This window comes from Pseudovibrio exalbescens, from assembly GCF_028737195.1.
Taxonomy (GTDB): Bacteria; Pseudomonadota; Alphaproteobacteria; order Rhizobiales; family Stappiaceae; genus Pseudovibrio; species Pseudovibrio zosterae.
In genome coordinates this window covers 211,092-235,937 of the sequence record NZ_JAQZAJ010000007.1, presented here as the reverse complement: position 1 = coordinate 235,937, position 24,846 = coordinate 211,092, and the positions used below count along the sequence as shown (strand labels likewise).

At 56.6% G+C, this 24,846-nt stretch carries 28 protein-coding genes and 1 other RNA gene; 13 read left to right on the top strand and 16 right to left on the bottom strand.

What is annotated here, in order from left to right; all coding sequences use genetic code 11:
* Positions 1 to 28 precede the first annotated feature (28 nt).
* From PUV47_RS18450 to ruvC, 6 genes are all read right to left on the bottom strand, one after another.
* On the bottom strand, positions 29 to 484 hold the full coding sequence (locus tag PUV47_RS18450; RefSeq protein WP_274220067.1) for an ExbD/TolR family protein: 456 nt from the start codon (positions 482 to 484) through the stop codon (positions 29 to 31).
* A gap of 2 nt (positions 485 to 486) precedes the next feature.
* On the bottom strand, positions 487 to 1,200 hold the full coding sequence (gene tolQ, locus PUV47_RS18445) for a protein TolQ (RefSeq protein WP_274220066.1): 714 nt from the start codon (positions 1,198 to 1,200) through the stop codon (positions 487 to 489).
* Between the two features lie 259 nt (positions 1,201 to 1,459).
* Complete coding sequence (gene ybgC, locus PUV47_RS18440; RefSeq protein ID WP_274220065.1) at positions 1,460 to 1,936, bottom strand: tol-pal system-associated acyl-CoA thioesterase; 477 nt, start codon at positions 1,934 to 1,936, stop codon at positions 1,460 to 1,462.
* Between the two features lie 6 nt (positions 1,937 to 1,942).
* Complete coding sequence (ruvB, locus tag PUV47_RS18435; protein WP_274220121.1) at positions 1,943 to 2,989, bottom strand: Holliday junction branch migration DNA helicase RuvB; 1,047 nt, start codon at positions 2,987 to 2,989, stop codon at positions 1,943 to 1,945.
* On the bottom strand, positions 2,989 to 3,606 hold the full coding sequence (gene ruvA / locus PUV47_RS18430; protein ID WP_274220064.1) for a Holliday junction branch migration protein RuvA: 618 nt from the start codon (positions 3,604 to 3,606) through the stop codon (positions 2,989 to 2,991). The genes ruvB and ruvA overlap by 1 nt, the downstream gene beginning before the upstream one ends.
* A complete protein-coding gene (gene ruvC, locus PUV47_RS18425) occupies positions 3,603 to 4,127 on the bottom strand; it encodes a crossover junction endodeoxyribonuclease RuvC (RefSeq protein ID WP_274220063.1) in 525 nt (174 codons plus the stop codon). Before ruvC ends, ruvA begins: the two co-directional genes overlap by 4 nt.
* A 281-nt stretch (positions 4,128 to 4,408) precedes the next feature.
* On the opposite strand from ruvC, the gene PUV47_RS18420 reads away from it, so the two are divergent.
* The gene (locus tag PUV47_RS18420; RefSeq protein WP_274220062.1) at positions 4,409 to 4,900 is read left to right on the top strand and encodes an Lrp/AsnC family transcriptional regulator; all 492 of its coding nucleotides are present in this window, start codon (positions 4,409 to 4,411) and stop codon (positions 4,898 to 4,900) included.
* A 63-nt stretch (positions 4,901 to 4,963) separates the two neighbouring features.
* Here PUV47_RS18420 and PUV47_RS18415 read toward each other — a convergent pair whose 3' ends face one another.
* From PUV47_RS18415 to PUV47_RS18390, 6 genes are all read right to left on the bottom strand, one after another.
* Complete coding sequence (locus tag PUV47_RS18415; RefSeq protein ID WP_274220061.1) at positions 4,964 to 5,707, bottom strand: YebC/PmpR family DNA-binding transcriptional regulator; 744 nt, start codon at positions 5,705 to 5,707, stop codon at positions 4,964 to 4,966.
* A gap of 228 nt (positions 5,708 to 5,935) precedes the next feature.
* The gene (locus PUV47_RS18410) at positions 5,936 to 6,763 is read right to left on the bottom strand and encodes a TIGR00282 family metallophosphoesterase (RefSeq protein WP_274220060.1); all 828 of its coding nucleotides are present in this window, start codon (positions 6,761 to 6,763) and stop codon (positions 5,936 to 5,938) included.
* Positions 6,760 to 7,368: a 5-formyltetrahydrofolate cyclo-ligase gene (locus PUV47_RS18405; RefSeq protein WP_274220059.1), complete on the bottom strand. Its 609-nt coding sequence runs from the start codon at positions 7,366 to 7,368 to the stop codon at positions 6,760 to 6,762. The genes PUV47_RS18410 and PUV47_RS18405 overlap by 4 nt, the downstream gene beginning before the upstream one ends.
* 64 nt (positions 7,369 to 7,432) lie before the next feature.
* A non-coding RNA gene (gene ssrS, locus PUV47_RS18400) (6S RNA) lies at positions 7,433 to 7,593 on the bottom strand.
* Between the two features lie 47 nt (positions 7,594 to 7,640).
* On the bottom strand, positions 7,641 to 8,075 hold the full coding sequence (locus PUV47_RS18395) for a cell division protein ZapA (RefSeq protein ID WP_274220058.1): 435 nt from the start codon (positions 8,073 to 8,075) through the stop codon (positions 7,641 to 7,643).
* Positions 8,076 to 8,078: 3 nt separating this feature from the next.
* Positions 8,079 to 8,375 (bottom strand): DUF4164 domain-containing protein, encoded by a 297-nt coding sequence (locus tag PUV47_RS18390; RefSeq protein ID WP_274220057.1) that lies wholly within the window; start codon positions 8,373 to 8,375, stop codon positions 8,079 to 8,081.
* Between the two features lie 551 nt (positions 8,376 to 8,926).
* On the opposite strand from PUV47_RS18390, the gene tkt reads away from it, so the two are divergent.
* The 9 genes from tkt (at position 8,927) to PUV47_RS18345 (ending at position 19,125) form a co-directional block, all read left to right on the top strand.
* Positions 8,927 to 10,927, top strand: coding sequence for a transketolase (tkt, locus tag PUV47_RS18385; RefSeq protein ID WP_274220056.1), 2,001 nt, complete (start codon positions 8,927 to 8,929; stop codon positions 10,925 to 10,927).
* Positions 10,928 to 11,034: 107 nt separating this feature from the next.
* Positions 11,035 to 12,042, top strand: a complete 1,008-nt coding sequence (gene gap / locus PUV47_RS18380) for a type I glyceraldehyde-3-phosphate dehydrogenase (protein ID WP_274220055.1) — start codon at positions 11,035 to 11,037, stop codon at positions 12,040 to 12,042.
* A 191-nt stretch (positions 12,043 to 12,233) separates the two neighbouring features.
* Complete coding sequence (locus PUV47_RS18375; RefSeq protein WP_274220054.1) at positions 12,234 to 13,427, top strand: phosphoglycerate kinase; 1,194 nt, start codon at positions 12,234 to 12,236, stop codon at positions 13,425 to 13,427.
* 162 nt (positions 13,428 to 13,589) lie between these two features.
* Positions 13,590 to 14,231 carry a thiamine phosphate synthase gene (locus tag PUV47_RS18370; protein WP_274220053.1) on the top strand — a complete coding sequence of 214 codons (642 nt, stop codon included), beginning with the start codon at positions 13,590 to 13,592 and terminating at the stop codon, positions 14,229 to 14,231.
* A gap of 3 nt (positions 14,232 to 14,234) precedes the next feature.
* Entirely contained in the window at positions 14,235 to 15,308 is a 1,074-nt protein-coding gene (locus tag PUV47_RS18365; RefSeq protein WP_274220052.1) for a tetratricopeptide repeat protein, read from the top strand.
* Between the two features lie 186 nt (positions 15,309 to 15,494).
* A complete protein-coding gene (efp, locus tag PUV47_RS18360; RefSeq protein ID WP_274220051.1) occupies positions 15,495 to 16,058 on the top strand; it encodes an elongation factor P in 564 nt (187 codons plus the stop codon).
* 82 nt (positions 16,059 to 16,140) lie between these two features.
* On the top strand, positions 16,141 to 16,935 hold the full coding sequence (locus tag PUV47_RS18355; protein WP_274220050.1) for an inositol monophosphatase family protein: 795 nt from the start codon (positions 16,141 to 16,143) through the stop codon (positions 16,933 to 16,935).
* Positions 16,936 to 17,076: 141 nt separating this feature from the next.
* On the top strand, positions 17,077 to 18,087 hold the full coding sequence (locus tag PUV47_RS18350) for a flagellar motor protein MotA (RefSeq protein ID WP_274220049.1): 1,011 nt from the start codon (positions 17,077 to 17,079) through the stop codon (positions 18,085 to 18,087).
* 3 nt (positions 18,088 to 18,090) lie between these two features.
* Entirely contained in the window at positions 18,091 to 19,125 is a 1,035-nt protein-coding gene (locus PUV47_RS18345; RefSeq protein ID WP_274220048.1) for a peptidoglycan -binding protein, read from the top strand.
* An 82-nt stretch (positions 19,126 to 19,207) separates the two neighbouring features.
* On the opposite strand, the gene PUV47_RS18340 is transcribed toward PUV47_RS18345, so the two are convergent.
* Together PUV47_RS18340 and PUV47_RS18335 are read right to left on the bottom strand one after the other, a co-directional pair.
* Entirely contained in the window at positions 19,208 to 19,942 is a 735-nt protein-coding gene (locus tag PUV47_RS18340) for a DUF1013 domain-containing protein (RefSeq protein ID WP_274220047.1), read from the bottom strand.
* A gap of 182 nt (positions 19,943 to 20,124) precedes the next feature.
* Positions 20,125 to 21,111, bottom strand: a complete 987-nt coding sequence (locus PUV47_RS18335; RefSeq protein ID WP_274220046.1) for an NAD(P)H-quinone oxidoreductase — start codon at positions 21,109 to 21,111, stop codon at positions 20,125 to 20,127.
* Between the two features lie 156 nt (positions 21,112 to 21,267).
* On the opposite strand from PUV47_RS18335, the gene PUV47_RS18330 reads away from it, so the two are divergent.
* The 3 genes from PUV47_RS18330 (at position 21,268) to PUV47_RS18320 (ending at position 23,629) form a co-directional block, all read left to right on the top strand.
* Positions 21,268 to 21,462 (top strand): DUF1192 domain-containing protein, encoded by a 195-nt coding sequence (locus PUV47_RS18330; RefSeq protein ID WP_274220045.1) that lies wholly within the window; start codon positions 21,268 to 21,270, stop codon positions 21,460 to 21,462.
* A gap of 428 nt (positions 21,463 to 21,890) precedes the next feature.
* Entirely contained in the window at positions 21,891 to 22,415 is a 525-nt protein-coding gene (locus PUV47_RS18325) for a DUF1465 family protein (protein ID WP_274220044.1), read from the top strand.
* Between the two features lie 137 nt (positions 22,416 to 22,552).
* Positions 22,553 to 23,629 (top strand): hypothetical protein, encoded by a 1,077-nt coding sequence (locus tag PUV47_RS18320; protein WP_274220043.1) that lies wholly within the window; start codon positions 22,553 to 22,555, stop codon positions 23,627 to 23,629.
* A 16-nt stretch (positions 23,630 to 23,645) separates the two neighbouring features.
* On the opposite strand, the gene PUV47_RS18315 is transcribed toward PUV47_RS18320, so the two are convergent.
* Together PUV47_RS18315 and rpmE are read right to left on the bottom strand one after the other, a co-directional pair.
* Positions 23,646 to 24,191, bottom strand: a complete 546-nt coding sequence (locus PUV47_RS18315) for a hypothetical protein (RefSeq protein WP_274220042.1) — start codon at positions 24,189 to 24,191, stop codon at positions 23,646 to 23,648.
* Between the two features lie 213 nt (positions 24,192 to 24,404).
* Positions 24,405 to 24,629 carry a 50S ribosomal protein L31 gene (gene rpmE, locus PUV47_RS18310; RefSeq protein WP_274220041.1) on the bottom strand — a complete coding sequence of 75 codons (225 nt, stop codon included), beginning with the start codon at positions 24,627 to 24,629 and terminating at the stop codon, positions 24,405 to 24,407.
* Positions 24,630 to 24,846: the final 217 nt, after the last annotated feature.

Here is a 24,846-nt window from a genome sequence, read left to right as displayed (position 1 = left end):
ATGCAATAAGAGCTTTACGCATAAGCTGTTAGCTACCTTGTTCCTCGAGCGTGACCAGACCGATACGCTTGTATCCGGCCGCATTGATCCGCCCCATGACCTTCATGATGACCCCGTAATCCGCGTCCTGATCGCCGCGCACATAAAGGCGCTGGTCGTATCCGTTCACGGCGATGGCTTCCAGTTTCGGGATCAGCTCATCAAGTGGAATTTCCGTGTCCTGAATGAACACACGCCCGTCCACATCAACAGAGATGGCGATTGGCTCCACATCCCCTTCCATAGGCTTAGCGCGTGTCTCCGGCAGGTCAATTGGCACACCTACCGTCAAAAGCGGGGCTGATACCATGAAGATGATGAGCAAAACCAGCACCACGTCCACGAAGGGTGTCACGTTGATCTCGCTGATGGGCGCGCTGTGTTTGCCGCGCCTTCCGCGTCTGGAGGCGCGACCGCCTCCACCGGAGCCCATACTCATGCCCATGGTTACACCCGCTCATCAATGCGGCGAGACAGGATCGCCGAAAACTCGTCCGCAAAACCTTCCATGCGCGCGGCAATCTTGCCGGAGTCAGACTGCAGCTTGTTGTAGGCGATAACCGCCGGAATAGCTGCAACAAGGCCAATGCCGGTCGCCAGCAGCGCTTCCGCGATACCAGGTGCCACAACGGCAAGGCTGGTGTTCTTGGAAGCTGCGATGGAGGTAAACGAGTTCATGATCCCCCAAACCGTACCGAACAGCCCGATAAACGGGGCAGCCGAGCCCACGGTCGCAAGGAACATGAGGCGTTTTTGCAAACGCTCCACTTCGCGATTGATGTTAAGGTCCATCACCCGGTCAATGCGCTGTTGCAGGCTGGCGATGGCCGGTTTCTGGCCCTCGTGAGAGCGCTTCCACTCACGCATTGCCGCAACAAACAGCGCCGCCATGCCGTTGTTGGCGCGGCTGGACAGGGATTTGTAAAGTTCTTCGAGCGACTGACCAGACCAGAACACGTCTTCGAACCGGTCCATCTGCTTTTTTGTCCGGCGGTACAGCAGGATCTTGTCAAAGATAATGGCCCAGCTCCAAACGGAGGCCATCACCAAGCCGATCATGACCAGCTTAACGACAAGATCTGCATCAAAGAACAGATGCAGGAAAGACATACTCGCGGCTGGCGCAGCCAGCGCTACTTCAGAAACGCCTTCAGGATTCATGCAGCAAGGCCCTCTCGCCTCTGTATTACTCGCAAATGCACCTGCGGTGGCGCCCCTCGCCCCACAGTGCTTCGACTTTCAGGAAAACTTGAGTGCCTTCCTGCATCCCGAATTTGGCAAAACTTCGACTAGGCCAAACGGGACGAGCCACACGATAAAGACAGCGTTAAGGTTACTGAAAAATTAAAAGCCCGCGAGTTCCGTTAATTGTGATTGTATTCTGGCGATAAATAACCAGAGATATATGCAGCCTAGGGAGTTAGCTCGGAAGAGCACTGGCAGCCAGCAGGCGTTCTGCAAGATGCTTCGGCATCCGCCGGGGACCGCCGCCGGGCTGGATTACGGCAACCGTCACCGTGGCGGTGAAAAGGGTTTCTTCCCCGCGTGTCACCTCCTGATGTAGCACGAGGCGCGCGCCCTTCAAGCTTGCAAGCCTGGTAACTACTTCCAGCACATCATCGATGCGTGCAGGTCGCAAAAAATTGATGTCCATATGTCGCACCGCGAAGGCCAGCGCTTCACCGTGCTTGCCGTCTTCCAGCTCATTGTGATGGATATCGCAGATCCGCAAAAAGTCAGAGCGGCCACGCTCGATGAACTTCAGATAGGCCGCATGGTAAACCACGCCGGTAAAGTCCGTGTCCTCATAGTACACCCGCACAGGCAAAACGTGCCCCGCTCCGGAAAGCCGGCCCGCCAGATCCGGCCATGTCTGGGTGTTGCCCTGTGTACTCATGATGGATTACTGCCCGTCTTCTTCGTCAAAAAAGGTCATTTGTGGCGCATTTGGGTTCTGAGGCACAGAAAGGCCCAGATGCTGGCAGGCGATTGGGGTCAAAACTCTCCCGCGTGGCGTGCGTTGCAGGTACCCATTCTGGATCAGATAGGGCTCAACAATGTCTTCAATGGCATCGCGTGGTTCGGACAAAGCCGCCGCAATGGTTTCAATGCCAACAGGCCCGCCGCCAAAGTTGCGCGCGATTTGTGTCAGATAGCGCCGGTCCAGACTGTCGAAGCCCGCGGAGTCCACCTCAAGCTGTAGCAAGGCCCGGTCCGCGAGCCCCGCATCGATTTCGTCATTTCCGCCCACAATGGCGAAGTCGCGCACACGGCGCAGCAAACGCCCCGCAATACGCGGCGTGCCACGGGACCGCTTGGCAATCTCCATGGCACCTGCGTCGCTCATGCCGATGCCAAGAAGCCGGGCACCACGCTTGACGATCAGAGTCAGCTCTTCCGGGGTATAGAACTCAAGCCGCACCGGAATTCCAAAACGGTCGCGCAGCGGTGTGGTCAGCAAGCCCAGCCGGGTCGTTGCCGCGACCAGCGTGAACTTCGCCAAATCAATCTTCACAGAGCGCGCCGCAGGCCCTTCGCCAATGATCAGATCCAGCTGGAAGTCTTCCATGGCCGGATAGAGCACCTCTTCCACCGCCGGGTTCAGACGATGGATTTCATCGATGAACAGCACATCCCGGTCTTCTAGGTTAGTCAAAAGCGCCGCAAGATCACCGGCCTTTGCAATCGCCGGCCCGGAAGTTGCGCGAAAGTTCACACCCAGCTCACGGGCCATGATCTGCGCCAATGTGGTCTTGCCCAGCCCCGGAGGGCCAACAAACAGCACATGGTCCAGCGCTTCGCCCCGCGCCTTCGCTGCCCCGATGAAGATCTTGAGATTCTCACGCGCCTGCTTCTGGCCCGTGAAGTCATCAAGAGTTTGCGGACGCATTCCGCTGTCGATCTCATCGCCGCGAATTTCCGGGGTTACGATGCGCTCTTCGCCATCCATCATGCTGAAAGTTCCTTAAGGCCGAGACGGATCAAGGTCTCGGCGGTCGCATCTTCACCAGCAGACTTCACCGCCATCGCCACGGCAGCCGAAGCCTGTGCAGGTTGATACCCCAAATTGGTGAGGGCGGAAACCGCATCGGTAACGCCACTTGCGGCAACGTTCTCCTGAACGGCAGCACTCACGCTGATGGTTTCCTGATCCACGCTGGCAAACTTCGGTGCCTTGTCCTTGAGTTCCGAGGCAATCCGCTCCGCCACCCGTTTGCCGACACCCGGCGCGCGGGTCAACGCGGTCTTGTCGCCCAGCGCGATGGCATTTGCCACTTCGCTTGCCTTCATGACCCCCAGAATGGCAAGGGCGACCTTGGCCCCGACACCTTGAACGGTGGTCAGCAGGCGAAACCATTCCCGCTCGCTTTCATCCTGAAAGCCAAACAGCTTGATCATGTCTTCACGCACAACGGTCTCAATCGCCAGCACCGCAGCTTCACCAACCCGTGGCAGATACTGCAGGACGCGGGACGGACAATGCACCTGGTAGCACACCCCATGAACATCCAGCAGAACGTAGTCCTCGCCGAAACTGTCCACCACCCCTTTGAGTTTCCCGATCATTTTGCACGCACTCCTGCTAAGGCCGCCATGCGGCCACTTGCGCTGCCACGATGGTGCGCATGACAAATGGCGATGGCCAGCGCATCCGCCGCATCGTCCGAGTTAAACACCGCTTTCGGCATCAAGACCTTCACCATCATGCGGATCTGTTCCTTGTCCGCATGGCCGGTTCCCACCACCGTCTTCTTCACGAGGTTTGGCGCGTACTCTGCCACCTCAAGATTGTGCAAGGAAGGCACCAGCAGCGCAATGCCGCGCGCCTGTCCCAGCTTCAAGGTCGCGCCTGCGTCCTTGTTGACGAAGGTGTTTTCAACCGCCGCTTCCTGAGGCTCATTGCGATTGATCACGTCATGCAACGCGTCATGCAGCTGTCGCAGCCGCTCAGCCAGACTGGCCTTGCTGTCGGAGGTCAGCGTCCCGCTGCCTACAAAGCTCAACCGGTTGCCCTGCGCCTCGATAACGCCCCACCCGGTGCGCCTGAGGCCCGGATCAATGCCAAGTATGCGGATTGGATGAATCATAGAACAAACCGGTAACAAATAAATCCTGAGCGCGCCACAACAACCCCGCTGCAGGCAAAGTTTTGCAACGTCTTCTGCATTTACACGCTTCAGCCGAATTACCCCCTTGCCGGGCAAATATTGAGTAATTTCAACCACCCCCGCAGAGCACGGTTGAGCTGAGCTCTCCTGTAAGCAAGTCGTTTGTGAAACTTTTTTACGGCACCATCTTGTAGGATTTAGATATTTTAGCTAGCGTTTTTGAAATTATGTTTTCACAACGCAACAACGTCGATTGATTCATGCCAAAAAATGAACTTGATAAAACCGACTTGGAAATCCTGAAAAATCTTCAGGACGATGGCCGCCTTACCAATGTGGAACTTGCCAACAAGATTGCCCTTTCGCCCTCGCCATGTCTGCGCCGCGTCAAACAGCTGGAGGAATCCGGCGTAATCAGCGGCTATCAGGCATCGCTGGATCGAAAGGCGGTTGGCCTCGGCATGACGGTGTTCGTCGAAATGCGCGTGGTCAAACAGGACCGCACCCGCGTTCTGCGCATTCTTGAGGAGCTCACCACTCAGGCGGAAGTCGTGTCTTGCCACCTTGTCTCTGGCCAGTCGGACATTTTGGCGGAGGTGGTTGTCCCCTCACTGGAGGCCTACGACGCGTTCCTCTCCGGCTTCTTGATGACCATTGAAGGCGTGGAGGATGTACGCTCCAACTTTGCCATCCGCACGCTCAAGGCCAATGGCCCGCTGCCCCTGCAGCATCTGGAAGAACAACTCTCCTGAAACAAGAAAAGCGGCGCAGCCTACGCTGCCCCGCCTCTCAAAAATCTAAGGTAAAATGTCGGCTTAGCCGAGCTTCGCCAGCACTTCTTCATCGATGTCGAAGTTGGAGAAGACGTTCTGAACGTCGTCGTCCTCATCAAACACATCCATCAGCTTCATCAGCGTGCCAGCCTTTTCCTCGTCCACTGGAACAAGGTTCTGCGGCTTCCAGATGATCTTCACGGATTCCGCTTCACCAAGGTTTTCTTCCAAGGCCTTGGAAACATCAGAAAGATCTTCAAAAGCGCAGGTAATGGTGTGGCCTTCTTCATCAGAGGCAACATCGTCCGCGCCCGCTTCAATGCCAGCTTCCAAGATGGCTTCCGCTTCACCAGCTTCCACCTTGTAAACGATTTCGCCAACGCGATCGAACATGAAGGAAACGGACCCTGTTTCGCCCAAAGAGCCGCCATACTTGGTGAAGTAGGAGCGCACGTTTGCGGCGGAACGGTTCTTGTTGTCGGTCAGCACTTCAACGATGATCGCGGTGCCGCCAGGGCCATACCCTTCATAGCGGATCTCGTTATAGTCCGCCGCATCGCCGCCCTGAGACTTGGCAATTGCACGCTGGATGTTGTCCTTCGGCATGGACTGACCCTTTGCGTTCTGGATAGCCAGACGCAACCGGGGGTTCTTGTCCGGATCAGGATCACCCATCTTTGCTGCAACGGTGATTTCTTTGGAGAGCTTTGAGAACATCTTGGAGCGCACGGCGTCCTGACGCCCTTTGCGGTGCATGATGTTCTTGAATTTGGAATGTCCGGCCATAGATCTTCCAGGCTTGCTGTTCGTTGAATGTTAAAAGTCTGAAACTGCGGCTCGTTCAGGCGCACCCGCCGTCGTCCCGCTTTTGGGCCACGGAGCGCAGCAACAAAACAAGCCTGCTCAAGTCGTTCGTTCGCCGCTTATAAAATGTCAGCGGGTCAAAATCCAGCACCACAATCGCGTTTTTTGTACCGCAGTTGCGCTGCTGGAATTCTTGTCTGGCTTTGCGCTTTAAACGCCCTCCCAGAACTCGGGAATGATTTGCGACAGCCGTCCACCAAGGCGAACCGGCGAGACTGCCGTGGCAAGCCCGGTCCTGTCATCCGTCTCAACTGCGACACCACAAATGGTGGCCTCGCCCAATGAAGGCGTAAAACGACCTCCTGCGATCTTTCGCATGAAGCGGTTCACCGGCTCTTCCTTGTCCATGCCGAGAACGGAATCATAGTCACCGCACATGCCTGCGTCAGACATGTAAGCCGTTCCGCCAACAAGGATCTGGTGATCTGCCGTCGGCACATGCGTGTGCGTGCCCACCACAAGGCTGGCACGGCCATCACAGAAGTGGCCCATGGCCTGCTTCTCACTAGTGGCTTCTGCATGCATGTCCACGATGATCGCATCGGCCACATGGCCCAGAGGGAACTCCTCCAGAATGCGCTCCATGGAAGAAAACGGATCGTCAAGCGGATCCATGTAGATGCGGCCCATCACGTTTGCCACCATCACATTGGCGCCGTTGCGCGCCCGGTAAAGGTTCGCCCCGCGACCAGGTGCGCCGGCCGGATAGTTGGCTGGGCGCAACAACTGAGGCTGACGCTCGATGTAAACCAGCGTGTCCCGCTGGTCCCAGACGTGGTTGCCCGTGGTCACCACATCGGCACCGGCATCAATCACGTCCTGCAGAATCTCCTCCGTGATCCCGAAACCGGCGGCGGCGTTCTCGCCATTCACCACCACGAAATCCAGATTATTGGCTTCAACGAGACTTGGCAGACGCTCAATAACTGCGTTTCGGCCCGCGCGCCCCACAAGGTCTCCGAGAAACAGAAGCCTCATTTAGTATCCTTACTTTCCTTGGCGCGGATGATGCCGCGCTCGGTCACAATCATATCCAAGGTGCGATCATGGGGCTCGACGGGCACCGCTTCCAACTCCTGACATGCGAACGCAATGCCAATGGTGGTTACGGGGCCTGAAGCCTCAAGTCGGCTGATGGCACGGTCATAAAACCCCTTGCCATAGCCAACGCGCTGCCCTGACCTATCAAATCCTGCCAGCGGCACAAGCACAACATTGGGCGACACCTCGGTTGCGTGCTCGTCTGGGCCATAGGTTCCAAACCCTGCTGGCACCAGATCACCCTCCCGGCCCAATTTGCGAAACACCAGATCGTCTCCGCTCACAATCGGCAAGCAAAGTTCCGCCCCCATTTCGGTGAACTTGGCCATCAGAGGCCGAGGATCCACCTCATCGCGAATGGGCCAGAAGCCAGCAACCCGTGCAGGACTCGGCAATTTGAACTGGGAAGCAAATAGCGCGATTTGCAGCGAACGTTCAATACGCTCAGCCACAGTCAGCGCACGACGTTGCAAAAGTGCCGTCTTTCGGGCGGCTTCTTTCAGCGTTGCCGTTTGGGTCTTTGGGGACTTTTCGTTGGGCACACCTGATTCCGATCACAGTTGTCATGGACTTAAACTGTGCCGTAAAATCACGGAGTAAAAAAGAGGCGTGCCACCTCGGCCGTCGAAATTGATGCAATCCCGGAGAACCTACAAAGTAGGTGGGCGCCGTGTGCCCAAGCCCACGAGCAAGGACAGGTACAGCTCCCGAAGGAATGCGTAAGGCCCCGGGGATAAGTTAATTTCTGACGCACCGCGCAGCGACGCCGATCCATCATATAGTGAAGGAACTCCCAGAATGCCAGCGCAGCATTTCAGTGGGCGTCACTTTCCTCATTATTCTCAACTGATGAGCCCGGCATATTAGCCAGTTTGTCAGCCAGCTTCTCAATTTGGCCAGCAACCTCGCCCACTTTTCCGGCAAGCTCCCGCTCACGGCCAGAACGCGCTTCGGTCATGCCTTCCAGTTTCTGCTGAAGGGCGGCCTTCTCAATTTCCAAGCGTTCTTCCAGCTCTTGCTTTTCACTCGCCAGCTTTTCAGCACGGCGCACCGCCTCAGAAGCCTGATCCGTCGCCATGATGCCTGCCATCACCGTCAGGCGCAGGTCACCAATTTCACCAAAGCTGCCGCGCAGCATGTTGATGTTGTCATCAAACTTCTTGGCCAGGCCGAGCAAACGCTCTTCTTCACCCTCGTCGCACGCCATGCGGAAGCTGCGGCCATTAATGCTGACAGTAATCTGTGGCACCGGCTAGCCTCCGTGCTTTACGAGTACAGTGCGGATGGTTTCCATGGCGGACACCAAACGGCGCGAAACCTCACGGTTTACTGATTCCAAACGCTCTGCACGCGCTTCCGCCTCATCAAGCGTTGCGGCCAGTTGCAAGCGGTCCTCAGCGAGCCGTTGCAGATCGTCTTCAAGCGCCTCAACGGACTTGTCTTGCGCCAGTCTCCGGCCCGCTGCCGCCTCCAGCTTTCCGATGGCGGCAGTCAGGCGTTCAAATGCCTTGTCCAGATCCTGCCCGTTTTCCATCTCCACCTTCGACATGCATATCTTGTTAACCAAGTCATTCAGTACAGCCCCGAGGGAGGGGCACGCAATGCACAATCTGCGCTTTACGCTCAACTATGCCATGGTTTCTCATGGATGCCCTCGTTTCCCACGCTTTATTCACATTATATGTTAGCAAATGCACCGAAGCATAACGCTTGAAACAATTTTCCGGGCTGACCGCCAAGGACATTATTCTCGCCGAAGGTGAATGCAATCGATCAAAAACGCTCAATCACGAAGCGAATTATACACAAACACGCACTTCTCCGTACTACCAAGCCTCTACAATCTGTGGTCCTATTCCGCCGCATAAATTATGTCAGTGCGACAGAACTTACGCAGGATTAAGAAGCATTACTTACGCGCTCAATGCCGAGTTTAATTGACTCAACGGAGCGAGGTGATATGTCTCCTGCTGTTAAACGAATGGCTAAGGCATCTGATTTGAAGACTGCCCCAGGGGCAAGGGCTGCAGATGTAAGGCTGGAACCACTGTTTCATTGACTGAAGCCCGGCTGCCCGCCGGGTCGAGCAACGGGATAAAGATGACCGATCTCGATAAACACAACCGGATGGCCAACGCAATTCGCTTCCTCTCCATGGACGCGGTTGAAAAGGCGAAGTCCGGTCACCCAGGCCTCCCTATGGGTGCCGCCGACATAGCGACCGTACTCTTCACTAAGTTTCTCAAGTTCGATCCGAATGTCCCGAATTGGGCCGACCGCGACCGCTTCGTGCTGTCCGCAGGTCACGGCTCCATGTTGCTCTATTCCGTTCTGCACCTGCTCGGTTACGAAGACTTCTCCATCGATGAGCTGAAGCGTTTCCGTCAGATGGGTTCACGCACCTGTGGCCACCCAGAATACGGTCACGGCGCTGGCATTGAAACCACCACCGGCCCACTCGGCCAGGGGCTTGGCAATGCCGTTGGCATGGCGATCGCAGAAAAGCTGCAGAGCGCCCGCTTTGGTGACGATCTCGTCAACCACTTCACCTACGTGCTTGCTGGCGACGGCTGCCTCATGGAAGGCATCTCTCAGGAAGCGTTGTCCCTTGCAGGTCACCTGAAGCTGAACAAGCTGGTTGTGATCTGGGACAACAACGACATCACCATTGATGGTTCCGTTTCTCTTGCTGACAGCACCAACCAGATTGCACGCTTCCAGGCCTCCGGCTGGAACACCATCGAAATCGATGGACACGATCCAGAGGCAATCGAAGCGGCACTGACTGCGGCCAAGGAAAGCGACAAGCCAACCATGATCGCGGCCAAGACCACGATCGGTTTTGGTGCACCAACCAAGGCTGGCACCAACAAGGTTCACGGCTCCCCGCTCGGCGAAGCTGAAATCGCAGAAGCCCGCAAGGCTCTCGGTTGGGATGCAGAAGCCTTTGACGTACCAAGCGACGTTCGCGACGCATGGCGTATTGCTGCGCTGCGCTCCGCGCAGGCGCGCAAGGACTGGGAAGAGCGCTTCGAAGCTGCTGATACAGAGCTGCGTCTTGAGTTTGAACGCCGTCTGCGCGGCGATCTGCCAATGACCTTCGAACAGGCCGTTCAGGACTACAAGAAGGAACTGGCGGAAACTCAGCCAACCATGGCGACCCGCAAATCTTCTGAGGCTGTTCTCAAGGTTCTCAACGGTATTATTCCGGAAACCATCGGCGGCTCTGCTGACCTGACTGGCTCCAACAATACCAAGACCGAACAGACCGCTTCTGTCACGCCAGACGACTTCTCTGGTCGTTACATCCACTGGGGCATTCGCGAGCACGGCATGGCAGCAGCTATGAACGGCATGGCGCTCCATGGCGGCCTGATCCCTTATTCCGGTGGCTTCCTGATCTTCTCTGATTATTGCCGCCCATCTCTGCGTCTGGCCTCTTTGATGAATCAGCGCGTCATCCACGTGATGACCCACGATTCCATCGGCCTGGGTGAAGACGGCCCAACCCACCAGCCTGTCGAGCATTTCGCAGCGCTGCGTGCGATTCCGGGCATGCGCTTCTTCCGTCCGGCAGACATCACAGAAACACTTGAATGCTGGCAGCTCGCCCTTGAGCACAAGGATGGCCCAAGCATTCTCGCTCTGACCCGTCAGAACCTGCCTTCCGTTCGTAAGGAATACGAAGCAAAGAACCTGTGTGCCAAGGGCGCATACGTGCTAAAAGATAGCGACGATGCGGCTCAGGTCACACTCTTTGCCACTGGCTCCGAAATCGAGATCGCACTGGAAGCAAGCGACAAGCTGGCAGCAAAGGGCATCACGAGCCGCGTAATTTCCGTTCCAAGCTTCGAGCTGTTTGAAGAACAGTCCGACGCGTACAAGGCCGACATCATTGGCGACAGCCCGATCAAGATTGCCGTTGAAGCCGGCATTCGTCAGGGTTGGGATCGCTTCATCGGCCCAGACGGTGGTTTTGTCGGCATGACAGGATTTGGCGCTTCAGCACCTTACAAAGAACTCTACGAGCACTTTGGGATCACTGCAGATGGTGTAGTGGGCGAAGTCGAAAAGCGGCTGCCCGCTGAATCTGCAGAATAAGACTTGGTAAGCCCTGCTCTCCGGCAGGGCTTCCTACGTACGGCCGGCGGTGTTGCCGGCGAAAATAAAAAACGCGCCTCGGCGCAAGACACCGAATGAGGTTTAAAATGGCAGTAAAGGTAGCCATCAACGGCTTCGGCCGCATTGGACGTAACGTTCTTCGTGCAATCATCGAATCTGGTCGCACTGACATCGAAGTTGTCGCCATTAACGACCTCGGCCCAGTTGAAACCAACGCTCACCTGCTGCGTTTCGACTCTGTGCACGGTAAGTTCCCTGCAGAAGTAACTGTAGACGGTGACACCATCAACGTTGGCCGTGGCCCAATCAAGGTAACCGCGATCCGCAATCCTAAGGAACTGCCTTGGGGCGAAATGGGCATCGACATTGCAATGGAATGCACCGGCATCTTCACTGCAAAGGAAAAGGCTGCTCTGCACCTTGAAGCTGGCGCAAAGCGCGTTCTGGTTTCTGCTCCTGCAGCTGGCGCTGACAAGACCATCGTGTACGGCGTAAACCACGACACCCTGACTTCTGAAGACCTCGTTGTCTCCAACGCGTCTTGCACCACCAACTGTCTGTCTCCAGTAGCTTCAGTTCTGGACAAGGCTGTTGGCATTGAAAAGGGTTTCATGACCACCATTCACTCCTACACTGGTGATCAGCCAACCCTCGACACAATGCACAAGGACCTGTACCGCGCACGTGCAGCGGCTCTGTCCATGATCCCAACCTCCACAGGTGCTGCTAAGGCTGTTGGCCTGGTTCTGCCTGAACTGGCTGGCAAGCTGGACGGTGTTGCAATCCGCGTACCTACGCCAAACGTTTCCGTTGTGGACCTGGTGTTTGAAGCGAAGAAGGACACCACCGTTGAAGAAATCAACGCTGCAATCAAGGCAGCTGCTGAAGGTGAACTGAAGGGCGTTCTCGGCTACACCGATCTGCCTAACGTTTCCACCGACTTCAACCACGACCCACATTCCTCCATCTTCCACATGGACCAGACCAAGGTCATGGAAGGCAAGATGGTTCGTATCCTCACCTGGTACGACAACGAGTGGGGCTTCTCCAACCGCATGGCTGACACAGCTATCGCGATGGCAAAGCTCATCTAATTTGATAAAAGGGCCGCGCGAGCGGCCCTTTTTACCCTGTACGCATGAGCGCGCCTCTGGGCTCCCGATTGTCTGCATCCCTGCGTCTTTCCGCCTGATGCGACGAGCCTTTTCAAGAAGAGCGCGCCATCTGACGATTCTGGACACGTGCAGGCCAATATCGCCGCACACAGATGATCCCGGAGACACCGATGTCTTTCAAAACACTCAGCGATGCTGAACTTTCCGGCAAGCGCGTGCTGACACGCGTCGACCTCAACGTTCCAATGAAGGACGGCAAAGTTACCGATACCACCCGTATCGAGCGCGTTCTGCCAACCATCAAGGAAATCTCCGAAGCTGGCGGCAAGGTAATCCTGCTTGCGCACTTCGGTCGTCCAAAGGGCGAAAAAGTTGCAGACATGAGCCTGGCACCAGTTGCGCCGGCAGTTGCTGAACTGCTCGGCAAGCCAGTCGCATTCGCAGAAGATTGCATCGGCGAAACCGCCAAGGCTGCAATCGAAGCAATGGCTGCAGGCGACGTTCTTCTTCTGGAAAACACCCGCTACTACAAGGGCGAAGAAAAGAACGATCCTGAGTTCGCAAAGGAACTGGCGGCAAACGGCGACATCTACGTGAATGACGCTTTCTCCGCAGCACACCGCGCTCACGGTTCCACCGAAGGCATTGCAAAGCTGCTTCCAGCCTACGCTGGCCGCACCATGCAGGCTGAACTCGAAGCGCTCCAGTCCGCTCTGTCCACTCCAGAGCGTCCTGTTCTGGCGGTTGTTGGCGGCGCGAAGGTTTCCTCCAAGATCGACCTGCTCGAAAACCTCGTGTCCAAGGTGGACATGCTGATCATCGGCGGCGGCATGGCAAACACCTTCCTCGCAGCCAAGGGCGTGAACGTTGGCAAGTCCCTGTGCGAACACGACCTTGCAGACACTGCGAACCGCATCATGGCCGCAGCTGAAAAGGCAAACTGCGAAATCGTTCTGCCTACAGACGCTGTTGTTGCATGGGAATTTGCAGCAAACACAAAGAACGAAACCGTTGCTCTGGACGCCATTCCGGCAGACGCAATGATGCTCGACGTTGGCGCAGCTTCCATCGAAGTTGTGAAGGCGAAGATCGACGCTGCCAAGACCCTCGTATGGAACGGTCCACTCGGCGCATTCGAAATCGCTCCTTTCGACAAGGCAACCGTTGCAGCAGCTCAGTACGCAGCTGAAAAGACCAAGGCTGGCACGCTCAAGACCGTTGCTGGCGGCGGCGACACTGTTGCTGCTCTGAACCACGCCGGTGCAGGCGCAGACTTCTCTTACGTCTCTACCGCTGGTGGTGCATTCCTCGAGTGGCTCGAAGGCAAAGAGCTTCCAGGTGTTGTTGCGCTTGAAAACGCATAAGTCCTAGCGACACCCTGCAAATTGTGCGAGAGAGGGGCCCACCGGCCCCTCTTTTGCCGTTATTGACTTGAAATCTTTCCCAAGACGCTGTTTAGAACATCACAAACTTGAGCGCGCACAGCCGCCGCTCCCCTTGGGCCCACAGAATTCGGAGCTTGTCACGTGCACCCACGTCTTTACCTGATCACGCCACCTCAGTTCGACTGCGATGCGTTTGCGCCAATGCTGGAAGAGGCTTTAGAAGGCGGCGATGTAGCGTGCGTGCTCATTTCCATGCCCGACGCCACCGAAGCCGACCTGCAGCGCACCGCAAAGAAGCTCGTACCGATCATTCAGGCTGCCGACGCCGCAGCGCTGGTTGAGAACAATACACAGATCATGGGCCGTTCCGGCGCTGATGGTCTTCACTTTGTTGGCAGCGATGCCGCGCTGGAAGAAGTCATGCGCGACTTTCAGGAAGAAAAGATCATTGGCCACTCAGGCGTCAAGACACGCCATGAAGCCATGACCATTGCCTCCATGGGCGTGGACTATGTGTTCTTTGGTCTGCTTGATCTGGAACAGACCCCGGAAGCCCATCCAAAGACACTGGACTTCGGCTCATGGTGGGCAGAAGTTTTTGAGACCCCATGCGTTGTTCTGGGTGGCACCTCCTTGGACTCCGTGAAACCATGCGCGGAAACACATGCAGAGTTTGTGGCCCTGCGCGAGGCGATCTGGACCCATCCGGAAGGCCCGAAAGCGGCCGTCCAGCAGGCCAATGCCATTCTTGAGCAAGTGACCCTGCCAGATTCAGAGGAGTAATCGATGCGAGGTTTTCTGCGCCGGACCACTGGACTAGCCATGGCCTGCCTTTTGGCAGCGCCAGCGTTTGCGCAATCCGGCGCTGAGGAAGAGGACAGCGTGCTGCCACCACGCAGTGACGCAGCGCTCAGCCAGCCTCAAATCCTGATCTCGCCATTCATGGTCAAGCCGCCTTTGCAGACCGATGCACTGAGCGGCAACACCGATATCTCCGCAGGCATCCGCCCAGATGCGGACCTTGCTTACGGCGCGTTTCAGCGCGGCTGGTATCTGTCTGCACTCGCCCTTGCCACACGCAGCGCCGAGCAAGGACGCACCGCAGCCAAGACATTGATCGGCGTGCTTTACGAAACCGGACGCGGCGTTCCGCTGGACCTGAAAAAGGCCGCCGAATGGTATGAACTTGCCGCCAACGAGGGCGACCCTCAGGCCGCCCTGCGGCTGGGGATGCTGTACCTTGCGGGTCTGGGCCGTGACAAGGACACCGCCGAGGCTGCCAAGCTTTTCGAAATTGCCGCCAAGGCCAACCTGCCAGAAGCCCAGTACAATCTCGGCCTGCTCTATCAATCCGGCAAGTCGGTCGATGTCGACCATAAGCGCGCCAAGGAACTCTTCGAAGCGGCCGCAGAAAGCGGGGATGCAGATGCGATGTACTCCCTTGGCATCCTGCTGCTTGAAGGGGATGAAGAGCTGCGCGATGACCTGCGCGCCTCCTACTGGATTGGCCGCGCGGCCCGTCGCGGTGTGGTCGAGGCCCAGGTGCAATATGCCATTCAGCTCTTCAAGGGTGAGGGTGTTGCCCCCAACGAACGCGAGGCGGCAGACTGGTTTGAAAAGGCTGCTTTTGCAGGCAACCCGATTGCCATGAACCGACTGGCCAAGCTCTATCTTCATGGCCGCGGGCGCCCGGTAAACACCATTGAAGCTGCAGCGTGGCAGATCCATGCCAGCTCTCGGGGCATCTTCGACAGCGAACTGGATGAAATGGCCAAATCTCTTTCGCTGGAAGAGCAGGAACAAGTCAGCCTGCGAGCCGGTGAGATCGGCCAGCAGCTACGCGAGACGATTGGCAGTTAACAACGCCAGCTCCGGGGCAGAAAAAGATATCCCAAGCGCCATTTAACAGGCCTGCGGCGGTGCTTTTTCCTTGAAACTCGCGACGTTTTATGGTGGACAGGCCCAACACAGGTTTTGCTGCGATGGATACAAGCCAGACAGCGCAAGCCTTCAAGAATTTCGACACTAAATTGATCGGTATATCTGATGAAACTCAACGGTAATGAGATCAAGCCAGGCAACGTTCTGCAGCACCAGGACACGCTTTGGGCGGTAGTTAAGGTTCAGCACGTGAAACCAGGTAAGGGCGGTGCCTTTGCTCAGGTGGAAATGAAGAACCTGCTGGACGGCCGCAAGCTCAATGAGCGTTTCCGTGCAACTGAATCCGTAGAACGCGTCCGCCTCGAGCAGAAGGACTTCCAGTTCCTCTACGAAGAAGGCGAAATGCTGGTCTTCATGGACACCGAGAGCTACGAGCAGCTTGAGCTGCAAAAGGAATTCGTTGGTGAGCGCGCTGCATTCCTGCAAGATGGCATGATGGTGACCGTTGAATTGCACGAAGAAAAGCCAATCGGCATTTCTCTGCCAAACCACGTCACACTTCAGATTGTTGAAGCAGACGCTGTTGTTAAGGGTCAGACGCAGTCTTCCTCTTACAAGCCAGCCGTCCTCGAAAACGGCGTACGCTGCATGGTGCCTCCGTTCATCACCGCTGGTGAAAAGATCGTGGTAGACACTGAAACTGTTGAGTACGTCCGCCGCGCTGACTAAGCGCGCAACCTTCACGCAACACCTGATACAATCAATGCGGAGGGCAGCTCCCTGCCCTCCCCGACAATAATGGTGAAATAAAATGGCGCGTTCAGCCCTCCTAAACGTCATGGTACAGGCTGCCACCAAGGCTGGCCGCTCTCTGGCCCGCGACTTCGGTGAAATCGAAAACCTTCAGGTCTCCCGCAAGGGTCCAGGCGACTTCGTTTCTCAGGCAGACCACAAGGCCGAGCAAATCGTTCGCGACGAACTGCAGAAGGCTCGTCCAAAATTCGGCTTCCTGATGGAAGAATCCGGTGAGATCGAGTCTCAGGATGGTCAGCATCGCTGGATCGTCGATCCACTCGATGGCACAACCAACTTCCTGCACGGCATTCCGATCTTCGGTGTCTCCATCGCACTGGAGCGTCAGGGCCAAATCGTTGCAGGCGTCATCTACAACCCGATCATGGACGAGCTCTACACCGCAGAACGCGGCGCAGGGGCCTTCCTCAACGACCGCCGCATGCGCGTTGCGCAGCGCAAGGACCTGACCGACTGTGTCATCGGAACCGGCATTCCGTTCATCGGCGTGGGCGACCACGGCCGCACCTTGCGCGAAATGCGTCATATCATGGGTGAAGTTGCAGGTATCCGCCGTGCAGGTGCCGCCGCCATCGATATGGCGTGGGTTGCAGCAGGCCGCCTCGACGCGTTCTGGGAAAACGGCCTCAAGCCATGGGACATGGCAGCAGGCATCCTCATGATTCGTGAAGCGGGTGGATTTGTCTCCGACGCTGACGGCCGTGAGAAGATGCTTGATACCGGTTCCGTCATTGCAGGTAACGAATTCACCCACCTGCAGATCAAAGAACTTCTGACCAAGGCACGCACTTAAAGCGCGCCTTGTCCCCGCTCTGCAGTAAATAACACAGCGGTTTCAATAGTTCTTTTCGCGTTAACCATGATTTCCGGTTTCCATGAGACCGGAAATCGCGCTATCTACATGTATCGTTAACCAACTGATACATTCGGGCTTATGGCACGCGACTTTGATCCTTACAGTTTGTCCAGTCCGCAGGTCTACCTGTGGCGCATGATAATCTTTCTGGTGTTGGCGGGCTTTGTAGCCTTCGTGCTCATCAGCCAGATTTCCAATGCCTTCATGGCCAACCCCGCGCTGAACGGCCTGATCGTTGGCGTTGGTGTTCTTGGTATCATCCTCGGATTCCGGCAAGTCATTCGCCTCATCCCTGAAGTTTCTTGGGTGAACGGCTTCCGCATTGGCGACCCGCGCCTTGAAGTGCGCCGCCCGCCCGTGTTGCTGGCTCCCATGGCCACGCTTCTCGGCAACAAGGCCGGCGATATGACCATCTCGCCGGTGACCATGCGCTCTCTGCTCGATTCCATCGGCACGCGCCTTGATGAATCCCGCGAGATCTCCCGCTACCTCACCCGCCTTCTGGTGTTCCTTGGTCTGGTCGGCACCTTCTGGGGCTTGATGGCAACCGTGTCTGCGGTGGCCGTTACGGTTCAGTCGCTGAATGTTGGCGGTAGCGATGCAACAGTTCTGTTCGAGGACCTTATCTCCGGCATCACCAGCCAGATGTCCGGCCTCGGCATTGCGTTCTCATCCTCGCTGCTCGGCCTTGCTGGCTCCCTGATCCTCGGCTTCCTTGATCTGCAGGCAGGACAGGCGCAAAACCGTTTCTACCTTGAGCTGGAAGACTGGCTCTCCACCGTGACCGACCTTGAGCCGGAAGACGGCGCGATCTCCGCGACCGCCTCCAACGCTAATCTGGCGTTCGCGCTCGAAAAGCTGCGCAAGACGCTGGAAGAGAACAAGGGCGGCTCTGCGGGGTCTGACGATCAAGCCAACGCTGCCATGAGCAATCTGGCAGAGGGCATTCAAGGCCTTGTTCAGCATGTCCGCTCCGAGCAAAAGATGATGCGCGAGTGGGCTGAAGCCCAATCCATGCAGCAGCGCCGCGTTGAGCGCCTCCTTAAAGTGCTCACTCAGGAAGTTGAGCGGGAAAAAGCAAGGGAGTAATCCATGGCGATGGCTCGTAATCGCCGTGGCGAACGCGGCACGGAGGACTACTGGCCGGGGTTTGTGGATGCGATGTCCGCACTCCTGCTGGTCTTCATCTTCCTGCTTTCCGTCTTCATGATCGCCCAGTTCTTCCTGTCGCAGCAGCTTTCTGGCCGTGACACGGTGCTGAACCGCCTCAACCAGCAAATTGCCGAGCTCACCGAGCTGCTGGCTCTGGAAAAGGCCAATGTGGGTGATCTGGAAGCAACCATTGCAAATCTGCAATTCGATTTGGACGACGCCAACACCGAACGCGCCCGCCTGCAGGGTATTCTGGACACCCGCTCCGGCGCCATAGAGGACGCCGATGGCCGCATTTCCACACTGCAAGGCCAGTTGGAGGGTGAAAAGCAGGTCAGCGCCCGCGCTTTGGCTCAGGTCGAGCTGCTGAACCAGCAGATCTCCGCCCTGCGCCGCCAGATTGCAGCTCTGGAAGACGCTCTGGAAGCCTCTGAGAACCGGGACCGCGAAAGTCAGACCAAGATCGCAGACCTTGGCAAACGCCTCAATGTGGCCTTGGCCCAGCGCGTGCAGGAGCTTTCCCGCTACCGTTCGGACTTCTTTGGCCGCCTTCGCGAGATCCTCGCCCAGCGCTCCGACATTGAAGTGGTGGGCGACCGTTTCGTGTTCCAGTCGGAAGTCCTGTTCTCGACAGGTCAGGACCAGCTGAACCCGGCAGGCCAATCCCAGCTGACCATTCTGGCCGACGCCATCCTGGAGCTTGAACAGCAAATCCCGGATGAGATCGAATGGGTCCTGCGTGTGGATGGCCACACGGATGCCCGTCCGCTCTCCGGCACGGGCCGCCTGCGCAACAACTGGGAGCTGTCCGCAGCCCGCGCAATCTCCGTGGTGCAATACCTCATCAGCCGCGGCGTGTCTCCAGACCGGTTGGTGGCCGCAGGCTTTGGCGAGTTTCAGCCGTTGGAAGATGGCAACACGGAAGAGGCATATGCCCGCAACCGCCGCATCGAGCTGAAGTTGACACAGCGCTAGACCCCAGCTTCATAAGCAACAAAAAAGCCGCCCTCAACTGAGAGCGGCTTTTTGCATTTATCCTAATAAAGAAGCAAGGCGCTTAGTAGCGCTCGTCCTCATCGTCATCCTCATCGGAATCCGACTTCTTGGCGTTCAGCTTCGCAAACACTGCATCCGCGTCATACTGCTCTTCTTCCGGAGTAGACTTGGGCGCAGGCTTCGCAAAGGCAGCAGCCATTGCATCTTCATTTGTGGTTTCTTCAACCGGGATCAGCGTATCCGGCAGCGGCTCACCTTCTGGCCGTGGCGGTGCGTTCTTCGCAGCCTTCTCCACTTCCATGTCCAGCTCGATCTGAGAACACAGGCCCAGCGTTACCGGGTCCATGGCCACCAGATTTGCAGAGTTCCAGTGCGTACGCTCGCGGATCGCTTCAATGGTTGGCTTGGTGGTGCCAACCAGACGCATGATCTGCGCATCCAGCAATTCCGGATGGTTCTTCACCAGCCACAGGATCGCGTTCGGACGGTCCTGACGGCGAGACACAGGCGTATAGCGTGGGCCTTTGCGCTTCTGCTCAGGCACGCGCACCTTGGACTCCTGAACGTGCAAGCGATAGCTTGGGTTGTTCTGAGCCTTCTCGATTTCGTCACGGGTCAGCTGACCGGTCAGCACCGGATCAAGACCTTTAATGCCCTGCGCAGCTTCACCATCTGCAATTGCCTTCACTTCCAGCGGATGCAGCTTACAGAAGGCAGCAATCTGTTCGAAACTCAGGGCTGTGTTATCAACCAGCCAGACCGCAGTGGCCTTTGGCATTAACGGCGCGTTGGCCATTGTATATAACCCTCCTGTGTGCTCGCCCTCTCATTTCCAGAGAGAATAAGCCGAATGTTCTTGGAGTTTTCGGGAAACTTGACCGCAATATACGCACACAGTTTCCGAAAAGCAAATAGCTTGATGGCAAAGAATTTGCTCAGATCTGGGAAAATCTGCCGCATCTCCTCAGCGGCTTATCATCAAGGTTCAGAGACCTTGAGAACGATCTTTCCAATGTGCCCGGAACTCTCCATCCGTGCATGGGCCTGAGCAGCTTCTTCAAGGTCAAACACCTGGTCCATGACCACGCGCACCTGCCCATTTTCAAAGAGGGGCCAGACCTTCTCCCGCAAGCTTGCCGCAATAGCTCCTTTGAAGTCAATGGAACGGGGCCGCAGGGTTGATCCTGTATGCATCAACCGTTTCACCATGAGACGAGAGAAGTTCACGTTCTTGCTTGGCCCGTTGAGCGTTGCAATCTGGCAAATACGCCCTTCCACGGCCGCAGCAATCCAATTGCGTTCCACATAGTCGCCGCCCACCATATCGAGGATCACATTCACCCCTTCATTGTCGGTGAGCCGAAGCACTTCCTTTTCAAAGGCATGTGTGCGGTAGTTGATCACGTGGTCGGCGCCCAGCGCTTTCACCGCCTCCGCCTTTTCATCGGAACCAACAGTGGCAAACACGGTCGCGCCCATGGCCTTGGCCAGCTGAATGGCCGTGGTACCAATGCCGGATGTTCCGCCATGAACCAGAAAGCTCTCACCAGCGGCAAGGCCAACTCGGTCAAACAGGTTGGACCACACGGTAAACGTGGTCTCTGCCACCCCGGCAGCTTCCATGAAGCTCAACCCGTGAGGGATGGGCAGCACCTGCGCTGCTGGCGTCACGCAGAACTCGGCATACCCGCCGCCGGGCGTCAACGCCAGTACGGCGTCCCCCGCCTCCCACTCTGTAACACCCGCGCCCACGTCGGCTACAACCCCCGAGACCTCAAGGCCCGGCAGGTCGGACGCCCCCTTGGGCGGTGGATAGGCACCTGCACGCTGCAACACATCAGGCCGGTTCACCCCAGCCCCGACCACTCGGATCAAAACCTCACCGGGTCCCGGCACAGGCTGCTCCCGCTCCTCAAGCTTTAGCACTTCGGGGCCGCCGGGCTCGGTAATTGCTACAGCACGCATCTGCATGGTCCTCCTCTTTGAGTTGTGCGCACTTGGCGCACTTCCACACTTGGTTTTAGTGCGCCAAGCTGCCTCTCACAATAGGCTGCTCGTTTTGCTAAGCTTGCGACTCAGGGCATGCAGACCGCAGCCCCCGGTATTTTGGAGTAAAACGCCATGGGTCTGTTCGACGACGATGAACCACAAAAGAAAAGCCTCCGTGAAATCGTAGTAGGTGAGTCTTTGGAGAACTTGTCAGTAACCGAGCTGAAAGAACGCATCTCCAATTTGCACGCCGAGATCGCCCGGACTGAAAAAGAGTTAGAATCCAAGGCCTCAGCGTCGCAAGCCGCGCAAAGCCTTTTCAAGTAAATTCAATCAATGATTGAAATTTAAATTAAAACAAACCCTGTGGACTCAAGGTAAGATACAAGTAGATATGCATTCATTAACCATGCATTAACCTATGTATTCTATCAATATACCTGTCCAGCGAGCTGGATCGGAGCGGACCTTCCGCTCTGTTTGACGCCTCCCTGTTAAACCACTTCAGAGCCGCGCCATCCGCGGCTCTTTTTTTTGCAATTCCGGTTTTTCGTAGTAAGGCTAGTTGCACCCACCTTCCACAAACGGAATCTTGGCACGGAGTTTGCGGCTCTTGTTTTGAGCCAACGCTCCTTGCACCAGACCGGCACGCCATTAAACTCTTGGTAACCAGTTTGGGATCCTGAAGCTAAAACGCGTGTTTCAGTTTGGGACGCAAAGGGGTAAAAGTCACAGCAAGTATCGCGAGACGAGTAATGAGTGAGTTACCAAAAGTAGACCGCCAAGAGACCCTATCCTTTGCGACCAGATTGGTGAGCTCCGGAAACTTCGACAGTCTATTCCGTGAAGGCATGACCCTGGTGGAAGAGACCGCAACCTACCTCGATGGTTTGGGGCGCGAAGAATCGCGCGACTTGGATCGCTCAATCGCCCTCGCATACTCCACTGAATCCATGCGCCTGACCACGCGCCTCATGCAACTTGCCTCATGGCTGTTGCTGCAGCGGGCGGTAAATGAAGGTGAGATGAGCCCGGATCAGGCTCACAGTGAAAAAAACAAGGTTCGTCTTGAGCGCAATTCCGGCAAGCTGGAAGTTCCCTCGTGGAACAAGCTGCCAGACAACCTGAAAAACCTCATCAGCCGTTCCGTGCGCCTTCAAGACCGCATCATCCACATGGACAACATGCTGGTCAAAGAGCGGATGTCTGAGCCGCTTACCGCCAATGACAACCCAATCGCCGCCCAGCTTTCCCAGCTAAACGCTGTTTTCGGGAAGTAAAACCCACGCCCCCAGATACCCAAGGTCCCGCAAAAATGCCGGAGGCCATGCACTTTGGTTTTCGCTAGGCTAGCGAAGACCTTAAAGCGCGCAGGCCTCAATGCCAGCGATCACCGCGCCGGGCAAAGGACACGGGTATGACACCAGCTTCTGACAGCGAAGCACGCATCGTCTTGCAAAAGGACCAGAAACCTCTGGTCTTGACCTCCTTGGCAGATCTGCTTGAGTGCCTGAACAAGCCCATTGAGATCTTTGGCGCTTTGCTTAACAAGGACCCCATTGCCCCGCTCGGTTTCACCGATGATGGCTTCCCCCGCCCACTCAGCTCCGGGCTATGGTATCGGGCCCAGCCCAGATATACCCAAACCGCAGAACCATCTGCTCTCCTGCCCGACCCGGATCAGATCACCCACCACGATGAGAGCAACCTCACAGCAGACTTTGCCCGAGAACGTGGCATGAGCGTCAGCAAGCTGGAGACCTTGGTCGCCATGCATCAAAACGGTTTGCCCTCGCGCCTGTTGCAATGGCATGAAAGTCCTCTGGCCGCGCTCTGCGAGGCGCTGGAAGCTCATCACAAGGCTCGAAGCAACGACGATATGGCGCTCTATGTGTTGAACGCCTATCGCCTCAACCAGCACAACAGCATCACACTCACCTATCAGGAAATGCCGGGCTCTTCAGATCTCGATTGTCAGGTACGCCTCAATCAAGCAAGCACAGTCTATCTTGAAGACGCGCTCCAGCTCTCATTTCAGGCGCAGGATCTCATAACCGACCAGCGGACGCTGTCCGCTATCGACGCGGTGAACGAAGAACTGACCAGCCAGAACACAGGCCTGCTCAGGAAACTGCACGCTCCGATTGCCTGCCGCTCACAGACCGCGTGCTGGACCCTTCATGGCGGCAAGCTGCACCATTTTGCGTTCACCCCAGACCCAGAAGCGCGCAATCGCAATCTGGGCCGGGCGCGCGGCAACCGCCTGAAAGGATCATGGACCTTTTTGGACAAGCCCCAGACCATCGCACAGAGCAGCGAAGGCTTGCTCTCCGCCCGCTCCATTGAATGCCTGAAGAAGATCAGAATCCCTCGGGAAGCTTTGCCGCGCATCCAACAGGAAATGCTGCGCCTCGGACTGCCCAGCCTGCTTGGAAAACCCCGCAGCCGTTGGCACGCCGCCCACGGCACACCCCAAACCCATCCGCTGGATTAAGGCAGGTCACGCCACCTTAGCGCTTCGGGTAAGCGGTAAGGGTGAACCACTTACTCTCGTCTGCGTTCCATTTCACAACAAAGGTCATGTTGGTCGGCGTGAACTTGGAGGCTTCATCCACACGCGTGCAGTACGTCCGAGGCGCTGTCGCAAAAGGGTTCGTGACGGTGCGGATACCGTCAGCAACACAATCATACCCGGCAAATGGTGCTGTATCCGCCGTAAAGTCGGCCGCCCCTAAAGTGATCACAACATTGTTGGTCGAGACGGTCTCATCACAATCGCCGGCACCGCTGGCTAGAAACACCGCCTTTACAGCGTCATACTGATCTTCGCCTTCAAAAAAAGTGCTGGCCATAGTGGGCTTATCGGCCGGTGCATCACTATAAACCCCAAAACCAGCCACATGCTTGCCAATATGGGAACCTTCATCTTCATTCGTATCCAGATTGGCAGAGAGCTGAACACTCTCCAACGTAATGCACTGAGCCGCATGAGCGGGTACCGCCAGAACACATGGTGCCGCCAGCGCAAACAGGCAGCTTGAGAAGGTAAAGCGCATGGGTGTCTCCTGTTGATCGTTTCCACATCCAAGAGACGGAGGCGACACTCACCCGTGAGCATGGCGATGGCTTCAGGCTTAACAACTGCTTGATCACGAAGGAAACCGGCTAACGACCCCTGTCAGGCTTCCCCTGGACTTCCAGCCGCGTCAGCGCATAAAAAAACCCCGGCGCGAACGCCGGGGTTTTTGAACCATCTCGGGTCGGAGCGATTAGCTGCCCAGGAAACCGGAGAATTTGTTCTTGAAGCGGGAAACACGACCACCGCGGTCCATCAGCTGGCGGTCACCACCGGTCCATGCTGGATGGGAAGAAGGGTCGATGTCGAGCTGAAGAACGTCACCTTCGGAACCGTATGTGGAACGGGTGATGAACTCAGAACCATCAGTCATCTTGACAGTGATGGCGTGGTAGTCTGGATGGATATCCTGTTTCATGGCCAATCCTTTCAGCGTCGGCCGTGCCTCCATCTCAGGTCAGGCTGGCTCTGTCCGCATTAACTGAAAAAAAGCCGCAGTCCGTCTTATGACGCGGCCTAGAAAACGTGTCGCGGTCTATACCCCATCGCGACTAGGGAAACAAGAGGGCAAAGGCGTCTTATAGCAATAGAATCTGCTTGCCATTTGCCTCCATCAGCCCAATCTGTGCGTACTT